The 15,475-nt window shown below is 60.1% G+C and carries 11 protein-coding genes; 7 read left to right on the top strand and 4 right to left on the bottom strand.

What is annotated here, in order from left to right; genetic code table 11:
- Positions 1 to 288: 288 nt before the first annotated feature.
- The gene (locus AACX99_RS06835; protein ID WP_339410476.1) at positions 289 to 1,899 is read left to right on the top strand and encodes a M28 family metallopeptidase; all 1,611 of its coding nucleotides are present in this window, start codon (positions 289 to 291) and stop codon (positions 1,897 to 1,899) included.
- An 84-nt stretch (positions 1,900 to 1,983) separates the two neighbouring features.
- On the opposite strand, the gene AACX99_RS06830 is transcribed toward AACX99_RS06835, so the two are convergent.
- Positions 1,984 to 3,309, bottom strand: a complete 1,326-nt coding sequence (locus AACX99_RS06830) for a TAXI family TRAP transporter solute-binding subunit (RefSeq protein WP_339410474.1) — start codon at positions 3,307 to 3,309, stop codon at positions 1,984 to 1,986.
- Between the two features lie 177 nt (positions 3,310 to 3,486).
- On the opposite strand from AACX99_RS06830, the gene AACX99_RS06825 reads away from it, so the two are divergent.
- Positions 3,487 to 4,335 (top strand): lipopolysaccharide kinase InaA family protein, encoded by an 849-nt coding sequence (locus AACX99_RS06825; RefSeq protein WP_339410473.1) that lies wholly within the window; start codon positions 3,487 to 3,489, stop codon positions 4,333 to 4,335.
- Between the two features lie 9 nt (positions 4,336 to 4,344).
- On the opposite strand, the gene yjeH is transcribed toward AACX99_RS06825, so the two are convergent.
- Positions 4,345 to 5,613, bottom strand: a complete 1,269-nt coding sequence (gene yjeH / locus AACX99_RS06820; protein ID WP_339410471.1) for an L-methionine/branched-chain amino acid transporter — start codon at positions 5,611 to 5,613, stop codon at positions 4,345 to 4,347.
- A 129-nt stretch (positions 5,614 to 5,742) separates the two neighbouring features.
- Here yjeH and AACX99_RS06815 point away from each other — a divergent pair, with 129 nt between their 5' ends.
- The 5 genes from AACX99_RS06815 (at position 5,743) to AACX99_RS06795 (ending at position 13,080) form a co-directional block, all read left to right on the top strand.
- On the top strand, positions 5,743 to 6,162 hold the full coding sequence (locus AACX99_RS06815) for an Lrp/AsnC family transcriptional regulator (RefSeq protein ID WP_339410469.1): 420 nt from the start codon (positions 5,743 to 5,745) through the stop codon (positions 6,160 to 6,162).
- An 8-nt stretch (positions 6,163 to 6,170) separates the two neighbouring features.
- Positions 6,171 to 7,391, top strand: a complete 1,221-nt coding sequence (sbcD, locus tag AACX99_RS06810; protein WP_339410588.1) for an exonuclease subunit SbcD — start codon at positions 6,171 to 6,173, stop codon at positions 7,389 to 7,391.
- On the top strand, positions 7,388 to 10,822 hold the full coding sequence (locus tag AACX99_RS06805; RefSeq protein ID WP_339410467.1) for an SbcC/MukB-like Walker B domain-containing protein: 3,435 nt from the start codon (positions 7,388 to 7,390) through the stop codon (positions 10,820 to 10,822). Before sbcD ends, AACX99_RS06805 begins: the two co-directional genes overlap by 4 nt.
- A gap of 110 nt (positions 10,823 to 10,932) precedes the next feature.
- Positions 10,933 to 11,724 carry a substrate-binding periplasmic protein gene (locus AACX99_RS06800; protein ID WP_339410465.1) on the top strand — a complete coding sequence of 264 codons (792 nt, stop codon included), beginning with the start codon at positions 10,933 to 10,935 and terminating at the stop codon, positions 11,722 to 11,724.
- 69 nt (positions 11,725 to 11,793) lie between these two features.
- Positions 11,794 to 13,080, top strand: coding sequence for an ABC1 kinase family protein (locus AACX99_RS06795; protein WP_339410464.1), 1,287 nt, complete (start codon positions 11,794 to 11,796; stop codon positions 13,078 to 13,080).
- Between the two features lie 20 nt (positions 13,081 to 13,100).
- On the opposite strand, the gene AACX99_RS06790 is transcribed toward AACX99_RS06795, so the two are convergent.
- Both AACX99_RS06790 and AACX99_RS06785 read right to left on the bottom strand, forming a co-directional pair.
- Positions 13,101 to 14,243 carry an ABC transporter substrate-binding protein gene (locus AACX99_RS06790; protein WP_339410462.1) on the bottom strand — a complete coding sequence of 381 codons (1,143 nt, stop codon included), beginning with the start codon at positions 14,241 to 14,243 and terminating at the stop codon, positions 13,101 to 13,103.
- A 122-nt stretch (positions 14,244 to 14,365) separates the two neighbouring features.
- Complete coding sequence (locus tag AACX99_RS06785) at positions 14,366 to 15,160, bottom strand: substrate-binding periplasmic protein (RefSeq protein ID WP_339410460.1); 795 nt, start codon at positions 15,158 to 15,160, stop codon at positions 14,366 to 14,368.
- Positions 15,161 to 15,475 lie beyond the last annotated feature (315 nt).

Below are 15,475 nucleotides of genomic sequence, written 5' to 3'. Positions count from 1 at the left end.
TTTACCTGAGTACCGGCCTCTCTCCATCGGCCGGCGCGATGCGCCGGGCACTTAACCGCCGCGCAGGCGTCCACCAAAGCCCGATAATTGATGGCAAAATGCTGGCAATTTGCTTCTATATTCGTCGATAAGTTCTTATTTTCAAGAAAAATAGCGGTGAAGGTTCGCGAAGTTGAATATCCACGTCTAGGTTATGTAGCTGTCCACACGACGCAGTAAAGGGACCTATCGCGGCGGTGTCACAAGCGCTGTCGCACCTAAAAACTCCATATATGGATTGGAGGCAGCATGCATAACAAGATTGTGAGAAGCGGTCTGATTGTTGGAAGCCTACTGGCGGCGATCTCTGGCGAGGTGCTCGCCGAGTCGAATAAAAGCAGTAGCCAACTATTTAACGCGTTTTGGAGCCCATCTCGTTTGGGCCCTCTGGAATGCCGGTTTGGCCTGCTCAATAGCACTACTTTAGGGTTGCCGCGCTGTATGCAGGCGAGCAACACGTCCATCCATTTGCAGATGTTCAAGGATATCGCTCAAGCCAATGGCGGCAATCGAGCGGCGGGTTTGCCCGGCTATCAGCGCTCGCTCGACTATGTGAAGTCCACCCTGGAAGGTGCCGGCTACCGCGTGGAGGTGCAGCCGTTCCCCTTTACCGCTTATTACCCGCAAGGGCCGGGCGATTTGCAGGCTTTAGCGCCGACGCCAGCGGTGTATGAATGGGATGTGGATTTCACCTACCTGTCGCAAACCGAGGACGGTGACATCAGCGCACCGGTGGCGGCTGTGGATATCGCGCTTGGTGCGGGCAACTTGTCCAGCAGTGGTTGTGAGGCTGAAGACTTTGTCGACTTCCCCTCCGGCTCCATCGCCTTGCTGCAGCGCGGTACTTGTAACTTTCAGATAAAGGCGGAGAACGCCGCGGCGGCCGGTGCCTCAGGGGTGATTATCTTCAACCAGGGCGACACGGAAGACCGCAAAGGCTTGCTCAACGCCACCTTGGGTGACAGCTATGCCGGCGGTATCCCGGCCTTTTTTGCCACCTATGATGTCGGCGTTGGCCTGGCGCAAAGTGCAGACACTCAGGTGCGCATGCTGGCCGACGTGGTGCGCGAGCGCACGCAAACCTTCAACTTGATCGCCGAGAGCCGTCACGGCAATGCCAACAACGTGGTGATGGCCGGTGCTCACCTCGATTCGGTGTATGAGGGTGCAGGCATCAACGACAACGCATCCGGCAGTGCCGCGTTGCTGGAGTTGGCGTTGCAGCTGCAGAAGGTTCGGCCGAAGAACAAGCTACGTTTCGCTTGGTGGGGGGCTGAGGAGTCGGGGTTGGTTGGTTCGACGTATTACGTCAATCAGCTTCCGCCAGAGCAGAAAACCAAGATCAAGGCGTACTTGAACTTCGACATGATTGCCTCGCCAAACTTCGCCTACTTCATCTATGACGGCGACGGCTCGGCGTTCGGTCTGCAAGGTCCGCCCGGTTCTGGCGCCATCGAGAAGCTGTTCGAGGAGTACTACAAACTGCGCGGCCTGCCGTCAGAAGGCGATGAGATCACGTTCCGTTCGGATTACGCACAGTTCTTCCTGGACGGTATCGCTTTTGGTGGATTGTTTACCGGAGCTGAAGTGCTGAAAACGCCTGAGCAGGCGAGCCGTTATGGCGGTACAGCAGGCATCGCGCTGGACCCTTGCTACCACGATAGCTGCGACGATCTGAACAACATCGCCCAGCGTGCCTTGGAGATCAATGGCGACGCGATGGCCTTTGTGACCAGCTGGTTGTCGTTCTCCACCAAAGTAGTTGATGACCAAATCGAGGCTGCTACGGCCGAGAAGAGTGTGGCGCGTAGTGCGCAGAGCTACGACATCACTCACTGGGGTAAACACTGGGTCAAGTGATCGGCTGAAAAGAAAAACCCCGCCAGGCTCTGCTTTGGCGGGGTTTTCTTTGTCTGTAAAAAATGTTCGCTGCTGCTTGGCGGTCTAACTGACCGTCAACTCGCGCTGCTTGAGCGCCTGCAGCCGTTCAATCATATAGCGCAAGTGCATGTGCAACTGGTACAGCTCATTGGAATAGGAAAGTGGTACTTCAATCCGCGCCAACTCGTCCTCCAGGCGCTCCAGTCGAGCGATCTCGGCGTTCAGGTCACGGGGTAGGTTGCCCTTGTACAGTTGTTGGTCGATTTCCCGCAGGTGCTTATACCAGCGGTAGATGCGTGCGCGGATACGCCACTGGTAGATCGGGCCAATGGCCTTGAACAGCGGAAACAGCAGTACCAGTAGCGGGATAGCCAGGATGATATAGCGGTCGGCCAGCGAGGCGATGCGAAATGGCAGATAGCGCTGCAGGATCGGCAGGCCTTTGTCGTAATAGTAATCGGCCTCGCTCAGGGTGTTGAGCGACAGTTGCGGTTTGGCTGGGTAACTCCCGGCAGGGTCGAGCAGGCTGCCATTCTTGAGTACGTTTTTTGCGGCTTCCAGGATCAACGGGGTCAGTGATGAGTGGAATGTGTCGCCAGCTACCAGGGTGGCAACCGGGCCGAGGGTGATGATGTCTCGATCCGGAGTATTGTGGGCCATATCCAGCATCCCTTCGCCTACATGTAATTGACTAAGGTAAGGCAGGCGCGCCAGATAGGCCTCGGTGCGGTGCAGGCTGACCAGGCGCACTTTAGGCTCAGCCGCCAAGCGCTGAATCAGTGCGTTCTCCGCAGGGCCAACGAAAAAGGCTGCATCCAGAGTGCCGGCAATCAGAGCCTCGGCGGCGCGGCTGCCGCCCATCTGTTGCCAGTTCTGAGGATACTCTGCTGGGCCAATGCGGTTGGCGGCAAACAGCGCGGCGGTCACCGCTTGAGTGCCACTGCCCTGAGCGCCAACCGCCAGACGTAAGGTCATCAGATCGGCCAAGCGCTCGAATTTGGCCCCGTCAGCGAGAAACAGCCAAAGCGGTTCGCGGTATATCACGCCCAGGCCTTTCAGCTCCTCGCGTGTCTCATCGGGCAGGGTCAGTTCCTGGCCGCTCTGCACCAGGGCCAGCTCCACATCCCCCGCGCCTAGTTTGCCAAGGTTGTCCTCGGAGCCGGCGCTGTTAACCAGCTCCAGGGTGAAGCCCTGCTGCGCAAGTTCAGCCTGTAAGCGTTGGCCAAATGCATGGTAACCACCCGCCATCGCACCCGTTGCCATGCGGGCATGCATCGGTGGCGGTGGCGCAACGAAATAGAACAGCGCACCGACCAGGCCCGCGATTACCGGCACGAGCCATAGGTTGGCGAGAATAAGGATTTTCAGGTCTCGGAGAATGCGGCGCATGGTCAGTCCTTGTCGTTACCTGGGCTGAGAATAGCTGGAGTGCCTCTTATCGGGTTGTTGCTGCTGGATTGAGTCCGCGGCGTTTATCTGAAATGTGACGAAAATATGAAGAATAGATTGAGGCGCCGCAGTTAAGTCGCTAGTTTCGCCAACCTTTAAAATAAACCGGATGTAGGGATGCGCTACCTCAAGTCCTACCAGCAAGGCTTTTCCCATACCGTTGTCAGTGGCGATCTGACCTTACATCTCGATGAAGAGGAGGCTGCAGATATCCTTGAGCCAATCTCCGTTCTGCTTGCTCAGCGCAACAACGGTACATTGCGCCGTAACATTTCCGGCTGCATGAGCGGTGTGCGTTCGCGCCTGTTCGTGAAAACCGTCGAACTGGAAAGCCTGCCTTCTCGATTGCGTGTGACCTTGGGGCGCCAGCGTCGTCTTGGCTGGTATGACTGGCCGATAGCCGAGCTGATGAACAGTGTCAATGCTCGGCACCAAGGTGCCCCTGTGCCGCGCTTGCGTGGTTTCGGCTATCTCCGTCAGGGATTGTTTCCTGTGCGCGAGTTATTTTTGATCAGTGAAGTGTTAGATGGCTATGTCGATGGTCAGTTCTGGTTGGCTCAACCGCAGATGCAGATTGAGCCTTTTCTACAGAGCGCTTTTGCCTTGATCGGTGAGTTGCATGAGAAACAGGTCTGCCATCTGGATCTATGGGTTGGCAATATCATGCTTGACCCGCAGTGTATGAAGGCGATGAAGGTGGTTGATCTAGAAAACTGCTATATCGGTCATCCGCCATATTGGTCCGGGGCTCTGGGCTTCCAGTTTGCCTTCCTGTACTTGCGCCTGGTTCAAGACCATATCGACGAAGCGCGTTATGACCACTTGGTACATGCCGCTCTGGACCAGTATCCGGGGATCGATCGTGTTGGTTTTGAGCGGGTTTATTCGCTGTGCAAGCATCAGCAGATCAGCCGCAAGAAGCGTCGTGACTTGCTGTTGACGGGTAATTTGCAGCTGCGCGGATAACCCGCCATTTCAGCTCTGCGCAGCAAGCAGGCGCATGCTGCGTTGCTCGCGCCAGCGGTCCAGCAGCCCGAGCGCCAGCAGCAAACCTAGGGCATAGCCGGCATCAATGCCGAGCATCAGCAGTACCAGGCCGCACAGCAGGGCGCTGAATGCGGCCAACCAGCGCCAGATACCACGCAGCAGCATCCAACCGGCAGCCATGCTCAGCAGATAGATGACTACAAAGTTGCCGTTGGCATAGCGGATTAAGTCATCCACGGTCAGGTTGAGCGCGCTGGCCAGGCTGGCGCACAGGGCGCAGCTCAGAATCACCAGTAGCAGGGCGCGGGCCGGTACGCCGTGCTGGTTGCGCTGGGCCAGGGCAGCGGGCAGTTTGCCTTCGTCGGCCAGGCTCCAGATCAACCGGGCGAAGCCCTGCATATAAACATTCATTGAGGCGAAGCAGGCCAGGTAGCCCACGGTGGCGGCGATCCAGCGCGCTTTGTCACCCAGCAGCAGGTCGAGCATGCGTGGCATGGAGGCCGCATCGGCCTGCACATCGCCGTAGGTATGCAGGCTCAGCACTGCCACCGAGCAGGCCCAGTACACCAGGCCGGCCAGCAGCACGCCGAACAGTAGGGCCAGGGGGAAGTCGCGTTCGGGGTTCTTGAACTCCTCGCCCATATGGGTAAAGGCCTCGATACCGACAAAACACCAGAACATCACGCCCAGCGCCGCCGGCAGCAAGTGCCAGGAGCCGTTGATGGGTGGCAGCAGCGGCTGGTTGCTGACGGGCAGGTCCCCGACCCACCAGATCAGCGCAATGGTGGCGATAATCGCCACGGCGATAGCGCCCTGAATCACTCCGCTGGCCTTGGCCGGGCGCTGGCCGAGTAACAGCATGGCGACGAGCGTACCCAGCTGAATGGCCAGGGCCTGGCCGCGGCTGAGATCGAACAGCGCCTGCCAGAAGCCGCTGGCGATATTCAGCGCCGCCGGTAAACCCACAGGCAACACCGCGAGAAACAGCAGCGCGCTCAGGCGCTCCATCCTCGCCCCGAAAGCGCGGCCGATCAGGTGCGGCGCGCCGCCGGCATGGGGGAAGTGGCGGCCCAGTTGGGCAAAGGTGAAGGCCACCGGCAGCACCAGGGCGATCAGCAGCATCCAGGCCCACAACGAGGCCTCGCCGGCCGCAGTGGCGGCCAGCGCCGGGATCACGAAAATCCCGGTGCCCAGCAGCGAGGTACTCAGCAGGCCAATCCCTTGCAACAGGCCCAATTCCTGGTTCAGACGACTCATGTTGTATGCTCTGATGTTTTGCCGGCTATGGTAGGGCGCTGCCCTGCAAAGCGCCGCTGTAGAAGCGTCGGCGTTATCCAACAAAGTGACGGAATTGGCCGTCGTATTACCTTTTTCTGAGAAAGCCCCGTGGACAAGTTCGATCAGCAGATACTCGCCCTGTTGCGTGCCGATGCGCGTTTGCCCGTCAGCCAGATTGCCCGCGAGGTCAACTTGTCGCGTTCGGCCGTTAGCGAGCGCATTCGTCAGTTGGAGCAGGGCGGCATTATCAGTGGTTATCACGCTCAGGTCGCCTCGCCGGGTGATGCGGCGATCAAGGTCTATCTGGAGCTGTTCTATAGCGGCGGGCGCTGCGAGCATTATGTCGAGCTGATGCGGGTGTTTCCCGAAGTGCGCCGTTGCAGCGGTATCAGCGGCGAGACCGATATGCTGGTGTATATCGAAGCCCCGTCAATGCAGCGCTTCAGTGAGGTGCGCGGCGAGATCGAAAACTTCCCCGGCATGCAGAAAGTGAAGACTCATATGGTGGTCAAGGATTGGCAGTTTTGACTCAGCCCATACGGATCCTGCACAGCTCTGACTGGCACCTCGGCCAGCACTTTATGGGCAAGACTCGCCAGGCCGAGCACCAGGCGTTCTGCACCTGGCTGATCGAGCAGGTGCGCGTGCAGGGCGTCGATGCCGTGCTGATTGCCGGCGATATCTTCGACACCGGCGCGCCGCCGAGCTACGCCCGCGAGCAGTACAACCGCTTTATCGTTGAACTGCGCGCGACCGGCTGTGAGCTGGTAGTGCTGGGCGGCAACCATGATTCGGTGGCCATGCTCGGCGAAAGCAAGACCCTGTTAGCGCAGCTCGGTACCCGAGTGATTCCTGGTGTCTGTGAGCAGCTGGATGAACAGCTGCTGGTGCTGCATCGACGTGACGGTTCTCCCGGTGCAATTCTCTGCGGCATCCCCTTTATCCGCCCGCGCGACGTTTTGCTTAGCCAGGCCGGGCAGAGCGCGCAGGACAAACAGCAGTCGCTGCAGCAGGCAATCGCCCAGCACTATCAGGACCTCTACGCCCTGGCCGAGGCCAAGCGTGCCGAGCTGGGGGGCGACCTGCCGATTATTGCCACCGGGCATCTCACCACTGTCGGTGCCAGTGCCAGCGATTCGGTGCGCGAGATCTATGTCGGCAGCCTGGAGGCTTTTCCCACCAGTGCCTTTCCGCCTGCGGCCTATATCGCCCTGGGGCATATCCATCGGCCGCAGAAGGTCGGCGGGCTGGAGCATATCCGCTACTGCGGCTCGCCGATTGCGCTGAGCTTCGATGAAGCCAAACAGCAGAAAGAAGTGCTGCTGGTAGAGCTGGATAGCAGCGGTTTGCGCCAGATCAGTGCGCTGCTGGTGCCACGTTTTCAGCCGTTGCTGTCGCTGCGCGGCTCGCTAAAGGAACTGGAAAGCGCCATTCAGGAGGCGGCCAAACAAGGCCGGCCCGAGCAGCCGGTATGGCTGGAAGTGTTGGTCGGCACCGACGATTATCTGAGCGATCTGCAACTGCGTATCGCCGCGTTGTGCGAGGGCCTGCCGGTGGAAGTGCTGCGGATTCGCCGCGAGCGCGGCAATGCAGTGGCCGGCTTGCAGGGCCAGGCCAAAGAAACCCTGGATGAGCTAAGTGTCGAGGATGTGTTCGCCCAACGCCTAAGCAGCGAAAGCCTGGGCGACGCCGAGCAGCAGCGCCTGCTGGGGCTGTATCAACAGGTGGTCAGTGAGCTGCGCGAGGGTGAGGTATGAAGATCCTTAGCCTGCGCCTGAAAAATCTAAACTCGCTCAAGGGCGAATGGAAGATCGACTTCACCGCTGAACCATTCAAAGACAACGGCCTATTTGCCATCACCGGGCCGACCGGCGCCGGCAAGACCACGCTGCTCGACGCCATCTGTCTGGCCTTGTACCACCGCACCCCGCGTATGAACACGGTATCGGCCAGCGCCAACGAGCTGATGAGCCGGCATACCGCCGACTGCCTGGCCGAGGTCGAATTCGAGGTCAAGGGCGTGGGCTACCGCGCGTTTTGGAGCCAGCGCCGTGCCCGTGACAAGGCCGATGGCGCGTTGCAGGCCCCCAAGGTGGAACTGGCCGACGCCAATGGCCAGATAATCACCGACAAGATCAATGAGAAGCTGCGTGAAACCGAGCGCCTCACGGGCCTGGATTTCGAGCGTTTTACCAAGTCCATGCTGCTGGCCCAGGGCGGCTTTGCCGCCTTTCTTGAAGCGGGTGCCAACCAGCGCGCCGAGTTGCTGGAAGAACTGACCGGCACCGATATCTACGGGCAGATTTCCCAGCGGGTATTTGAGCAATGCCGCGAGGTTAAGGTCGCGCTCGATCAGCTGCGCGCGAAGGCCGAAGGCGTCGAGCTGTTAAGTGAGGAGCAGCGCACCGAGTTGCAGGCGCAGGCCGAGCAGTGGGCTATTGAACAAACCGAATTCGATGCAGAGCAAACCGAATTGCAGCGTCAGCGTCGCTGGTGTGAGGAGCTGAGCAAGGCCCAGGCTCAGTTGCACACCAGCCAGCAGGCCGAGCAGGCGGCGCAGGATGATTTACGGCAAGCCCAGCCGCAACTGGCGCAACTGACTGCCAGCGAGCCGGCACTGCGTTTACAGCCGCTGCACCATGACTGGCAGCAGGCTCGCCAGAGCCTGACGCAGACCGAGCAGGGCTTACAGCAGAATGCCGCCGAGCAGCGCCAGATAGAGCAAAGCATTGCCGAACAGACCTGGCAGGCTCGCGAACTTAGCGCTCTGCAGCTTGCCGATTGCCAGACGCAGCGTCAGCAGTTGGCCGAGCGCTTGCAATTGGTGCAGCAACAACTGACCGCGCAGCCTCAGCATGAGCTACTCGGCGAGCAGCTCGGTAGCTGGGGCGAGCAGCTTAAGGCGCGTCAGCAACTGGCCGAGGAGATCGCCCAGCTGCAACTCAGTCAGCAACAATTGCAAGAAACTATCGCCGCTCTGCAGGTGCAACTCGCTCAGCAGGCCGAACACCTCAGCATCGAACAAAACCGCTTGCAGCAGGCGCGCGAGCAGGAAGAGGCCGTGCAGCAGCAACAGCAGGCGTTGCTGGCCGGGCGCAGCGAGGCGGCCTTGCGCGAGCGTTGGCAGCAACTGCATATCCAGGGCGGTGTACTGACGCAACTGGGCGAGTTGGCCATGGCCCAACAGCGCCTGACGACTGAGCAGACGCAGTTGGCCAGCGCCCTGACGCTATTGCGCGAGCAGCATCAGGCCAAGGGGGCCGAGGTGGCGCAGTTGCGCCTGAGCTACAAGGACCTGCAGCAACAGGTGCAGGCCCAGGAAAAACTGCTGGAGCAGGAACAGCGCATCCAGGCTCTGGAAACCCATCGCGATCAGCTGCAACCTGGCGAGGCCTGCCCGCTGTGTGGTTCTGAGTCGCACCCGGCGGTCAGTGCTTATCAGGCCTTGGACATTTCGGCGACCAAGGCGCTGCTCACTAACAAGCGTACTGAGCTGGAGACGCTGACCGAGCAAGGCCGGCAACTGGCCGGCGAGCTGGAAAAGCTCGCGGCCCGCCTGGAGCAGCAACAGCAGCAGTTTGAGCGTGGCCAGCAGATGCACGCCGAGCATGCCGAGCGCTGGTTGGCGCTTAATGCGCAGCTGGAAACCCCTCTGGTTGATGCCGCTGCCCTGGCTAAGCAGCAGACGCAACAGCGCGTTGAACTGCAGCAGCTGCAGCAGCAGCTGGAGCAGTTGCAAGAGTTGGGCAGCAGCCTTGAACAACGCCAGCAGGCGCGCTTGGTTCTGCAGCAGCAGTGCAGCAAGCTGGAACAGCAGCTGGCGCTCAATCGCCTGCAACTGCAGCAACGTCAGGAGCAGGTGGAGCAAGGCCAGTCACGTTTGCAGCAAGTGCGGGATGTTGCACACGAACGCAGTGAAAGCTTGCGCCAGACTCTGGCCGAGTTCGGCTATCAGTTGCCGGAGGACGCGATCGCCTGGCTAGCCGAGCGACAGGCCGAGTGGCAGCGCTGGCAGGACAATCAGCAGCGGAACCTGGATTTACAGCGCGAGCTAAGCGAGTTGGACCATGGCCTGCAAAGCGCGGCTCAGCTGGCTCAGCTCTGGCAGCAACGTTGGAACGCATTGCACCTGGCCGATCAACCGGCCCTAAGCAAACCCGCCGATGCGCCGGCAGCCTTGCAGCAGGTGCAGATGCAGCTGGAAGAGGTGCTGCGCCGTCAGCAGCAGTTAGCCGGTAGCCGTCAGGAGTTGTCCAGCCGTCTGCAGGATGATCAGGCACGGCTGCAACAGGCCGAACAGCTGTGGACCTCCGCGCTAGCCGCCAGCCCCTTTAATGATGAGGCCGCTTATCTGGCTGCCTTACTTGATGAATCTCAGCGCGCCGCACTGCAGCAACTGCGTCAGCGCTTGGATAAAGCCCTGAGCGATGCCCAGGCACTGGCCAGTGCCGCTGCGCAGCAGTTAGCTGCTCTGCAGGCTAACCCGGCAACCGCGCTTAGCCTGGCGCAACTGGATGAACAACTGCTCGCCCTTAGCGGTCAGCGTAAAACCCTGAGCGAGCGCCAGGGCGAAGTGCGCGCTCAGTTGCAGGGCGATGACGCGCGCCGGCAAGGTCAGCAAAGCCTGTTTGCTGCCATTAGCGCCAAGCAGGGTGAATATGATTTATGGCAGCAACTTAACAGCCTGATTGGCTCAGCCGATGGTGCCAAGTACCGCAAGTTTGCCCAGGGCCTGACCCTGGATCATCTGGTCTACCTGGCCAACCAACAGCTCGAGCGTTTACACGGCCGCTACCAGTTGGCACGGCGCAGCAGCGGCGAGCTGGAGCTGGAGGTAATCGACACCTGGCAAGCCGATGCCGCGCGCGATACCAAGACCTTGTCCGGTGGCGAGAGCTTTCTGGTCAGTCTGGCCCTGGCGTTAGCGCTGTCTGATCTGGTCAGCCACAAGACCAGCATCGACTCGCTGTTCCTCGATGAAGGCTTCGGCACGCTCGATGGGGAAACCCTGGAGGTAGCCCTGGATGCCCTGGATAACCTCAACGCCAGCGGCAAGATGATTGGTGTGATCAGTCACGTCGAGGCGCTCAAAGAGCGCATCCCCGTGCAGCTGAAAGTGCATAAGGGCGTCGGCATGGGTTACAGCGGCCTGGACAAGCGTTTTGCGGTCAATGCGCGGGACAATTGATCTGCGCCAGCGTGCCTTGTCCATGCCTATCTATACTGAAAGGCAGCGCGCAGGATGCGCCCTCCAAACCCGCCAGGAGCGGCGGTTACCACTGCCTTGGAGCTTTGCGCTTGGCCAAGCTGTTGATCTGCCTGCTGTGTTGCTGTTGCCTGGTCGGCAATGTGGGTGCGGCCCCGCGCTCGGCTCAGGCCTTGATCCTCTGTTATGAGGACCAGAACTCCTACCCTTGGGTGATGACCGACGGCAGCGGGCTCAACCTGCAATTGCTGCGTTTGGTCGAAGAGGCCTTATCGCTGCAGTTCAGATTTGTTGCCGTGCCGTGGAAGCGCTGTCTGTCCGGGCTTGCCCAGGGCGTTTATGACGGTGCTTTTGCCTCCAGCTTCAAGGAGGAGCGTTTACTTCTCGGGCGCTACCCGCAAGATGCCGATGGCCGCCTGGATGAGCGCAAGCGCCTGCACACTTCGATCTATGCTCTGTACCGGCGCAAGGACAGCCCGGTAAGTTGGAACGGTGAGGAGTTTCGCCAGTTGCACGGGCGGGTGGGTTCTCTGAGCGGCTTTTCGATTGTCGATTTTATTCGCGCCCATGGTGCCGAGGTGGATGAAACCAGCCGTGATCCCCTGGCGCTGTTGCAGATGCTTAGGCATAAACGCATCGACGCGGCTGCGCTACAGAGCCTGCGCGGCGATTTCGTGCTGCAGGCCCATCCTGAGCTGGCATCGCAGCTGGAAAAGGTCAATCTGCCGCTGGAAGAGAAGGCCTACTACCTAATGCTGTCCAACGCCTATATGGCGGCCAACCCGGAGCAGGCTGCACGTATCTGGGATGAAATTGAGCGTCAGCGTGAGTCGGTGACGTATCAGCAACAGGTGCGGTCCTTTCTGGCACACTCGCAGCCCTGAGCCGGTTAATGCTTGGTGCCTGCCAAACGCAGGCGCATGATCGTGCTTCGTCTCGATGAGTATTGCCGCATGGCCAAGCCTCCCGTCGCTCCACCGTCTGCCTCTGCGCTGGGGCGCTTTCTCACCTTGGCGGGCACCGCTACGCGCATCGGCAGCAGCGTGCTGGGGCAGAGCCTGCGTCCTGGGCGAAGTGGGGTTGATTGGCAGCCGGTGGGCGATCTGCTCACGGATGTCCTGGGCGAGATGAAAGGCCCGGTACTCAAACTGGGGCAAATGGCCTCGCAATGGCAGGGTGTGCTGCCCGAGCCGGTGGCACTGGCGTTGGCCTCGTTGCAGAACCGCGTGCCAGCCTTGCCCTTCAGCGCGCTGCGCGAACACCTGCAGCAGGTGTATGGCGCGGACCTCGGGCAGTTCTTTCAGCAGATTGACGAGCAGCCCTTTGCTGCCGCCTCTCTGGGGCAGGTGCATCGCGCTATAGCGGCGGATGGCCGAGCGCTGGTGCTCAAGGTGCAATATCCAGGTATTGCCGAAATCTGCCAGGCAGATCTGCGTCAGCTGCGCCGCTTGCTGCCGCTGGGGCGCTTGTTCCGCGCGCCGGCTGAACAGTTAGAGGGTCTGTACCAAGAGCTGGCGATGGTGATTGAGGCCGAGCTGGATTACCCGGCAGAGATGCGCCGCTTGCAGGACTTTTGCGCGCATTTCGCCGATTGGCCGGGCTTGCGTCTGCCACAGCCGCAGGAAGACCTGTGTCGCGCCGGCGTACTGGCGCTCAGCGAGGAGACCGGCTTGCCGTTTGCCGAGGTCAGTCAGGCCAGTGCTGAAGTGCGTGAGCGCCTGGCCCTGACCCTGGTGCGTTGGCTGAGTGCCCAGGCCTTCGAGTTGGGCCTGCTGCATGCCGATCCGCATCCGGGCAATTTTGCCTACACCGCAGCCGGTGAGCTGGTGGTGTATGACTTCGGCTGTGTGCAGGCATTGTCCGAGTCACTGCTGGCGGCCTATGTGCAAACCTACAAGGCGCTGCAGGCCCGCGATGGCGAGCAGCTGGAAAAGGCCTTTCAGGCGCTCGGCACGCGCCAGCCGCAATCCACTACGCCCTATGGCCTGTACCGCCAGCTGCATGGTTTGCTCGGGCCGCTGCTGCAGCCTGGGGTGCATTGGGATTTCGCTGCTACGCCGCTGCATGAACAGGTGCAACGGCTGTTGCCCGATGTGCTGGGTGCGTTGGGCAGCCTGCAACCGGCACCGGCCACCCTGCTGGTCAATCGCACGCTGGAGGGACACTACTGGAATCTCAGTCGCCTCGGTGTGGCGCTGCCGGTGGCCGATCTGTTGCAGATGCAGCTGGCCGGGCGCTAAGGCGCAATGGCATGGCCGCGCTAGCGCATGGTCGCGACGGGAACCGCCCGACCATCCTCAATGCGAGTAAGAAATACCGCGCTAGAGCCCTGATGCTGGCTGCGGGAGAAGGCTACCTTGAAGCCGCCAAGGTCCATTCTGAGGTGTTCCAGCGCGTCAAGAAACGTCTCCCGTGTCGGCTGCGCGCCGGCCTTGCGCAGCGCTTGAGTAAACACTGCAGCGCCGATATAACCCTCCAGCGAGGCATGGTCAAATTCTGCGGGCTGCATGTCGGCCTGATAGGCCTGCACGAGAGCCAGCGAGCTGTCGTGCGGGGAGGGCACCACCTGAGTGATATAGACCCCGTTGCCGTCATTGCCGACTTCGCGAATAAAACCCTCAGTGCCGATAAACGACACGCTGATAAAACGCGTATTGAAGCCCAGCGCTTTCGCCTGCTTGATTGCGGCCGCCAGTTGCCGATAGGTGCCGACAAAGAACACCGCTTCTGGTTGAGTGCGCTGCAGTGCCTCAATGGCCTCCTTCACGTTTAGCGAGTTGCGCTGTATGCGCGCCTGCGCATACAGCGCCAGGTTGCGCTTGAGCAGAGCGCCCTTGAGGCCACCCTTGACCGACTCACCGAAAGAGTCGTCCTGCATCAGGATGGCAATCTTGCTCAGCTTGAGATCCTCGGTCACGCGTTCGACCAGTTGCTCGGTTTCCTCGATATAGGAGGCGCGAATGTTGAACACCCCAGGTTTTACCGGCGTGCGCAAAAACTCGGCGCCGGTAAAGGGGAACAGGTAGGGCACCTGTGCCCGCTTCGCGAGCGGCAAAGCGGCGCGGGAGGTGGGCGTGCCGACAAAGCCGAACAGGGCAAACACCTGCTGGGTTTTTAGCAGGCTGCGGGTATGCGCGGCGGTTCGGCTGGGCTCGTAGCCATCGTCCAGGCTGAGCAGGCGGATACGCCGGCCGTGCACCCCGCCTTCGGCATTGATGCGCTGGAAGTAGGCCTGGGCGCCGTTGAGCATACCTAAACCCAGAGCGGAAGCCGGGCCGCTTTGCGCATTGACCATGCCGACACGCACTTCATCCACGCTCAGGCCGGGTTCCACGGCTTCGGACAAACCCGGTAGCAGCAAACAGCTGGTTACCAAGCCGTGCAGCAGCTGTCGAAAGGTCATCGCTAGGCTCCTTGCCATGTTTTCAGGCCACTGCAAGGCCTGCGCATCCATTTCTTCTTATTTTGGGTATGCATGTGATCCTCTAAAACACTCTAGTCAGTTGTGCATAAAAAGACCGGTCCTTACTCGCTTGTCGTTGATGCTGACGGCTCCTGCTGGTACTTGCCTTGCTGTAGATCATCGAAATAACGCTGATAACGGCCGCTGTCGCGGTAGTGCTGCAAGCGTTTATTAAAGCGTTCGAGCAGCGCCGGGCTGCCTTCCAGGCTTTTCGGCAACATCAGATAGCTGAGGTTGACCAGCAGCGGTTTGGGATGATGGGTGATCTTGGCCTGATTTTCCGCACTGAAGTGGCTGCGCAGGGCGGCGTAACCCACGTTCATCTCCTGCGGGTAGAGCACCACACGCTCTTTGAGGAGCTTTTCGAAGTTCTGCTGATCACTGGAAACGCGCTCAATCTTTACCTTGCCTTCGGCGAGAAAGGCATCGAACGGCGCGCCATAGCTGTATTCCAGGCCGCCGCCGAGGGTCATGCCGGTGAGGTCGTCGAAGCGCCTCCAGTCGAAGGGCAGGCTTTTCAGGTGAAAGAACACAAACTGTTCGTCGAGCAGCGGTGCACTGAACAGAAAATCCGCCTCGCGCTCGGCCTTGTGCATCCACACCGCGGTGCCGTCAAAGCGGCCGGCAGCCGCAGCAGCATAGGCCCGTGGCCAGGGTAGAAACTGGAACGTGACGCGATAACCCTCATCGGCCAGCAGGTCACTGATCAGGTGAGCGATTACTCCGTTGTGCTGCAGGTCGCTGGACAGATAGGGCGGCCAGTCGCCAACGCTGATTTTCAGTTCCGGCTGTTCGCTGGCTTGTGCGGGCAGAGCCAGCAGCAAACTGAAGGCGAAGAGCAGGTTTTTCCACTTCATTGAAGCCCCTTAATGACAACCGACTGTAGTGCCATGCGCGTGCTTATGGCCACAGTATTACTGACTGCATCGGTGCAGATAGAACGCCATGATCTTTCATTTATACGCCATCACAGGTTAAGCGTTATTGCGGGTTTAGTTATTCGCAGGTCTTCGTCTAAGAATAGTTGCTGTGTTGTGACCTCGGTAATGTGTGCACTTCTTATCTGCCGGCGTTGCGGATTGAGCGATGCTGCGCGGCATTTTCTTTACTGCCAGTTCCCCGCCAGCCTTAGGCGCTTTAGAGTGCTGCAGCGCAATCGCGCGGGTGACAAG

This window comes from Pseudomonas sp. EA_35y_Pfl2_R5 (genome assembly GCF_963970805.1).
Lineage (GTDB): Bacteria > Pseudomonadota > Gammaproteobacteria > Pseudomonadales > Pseudomonadaceae > Aquipseudomonas.
Note: the sequence above shows the minus strand (reverse complement) of the source record. Positions and strands in the feature narration are given on the sequence as shown.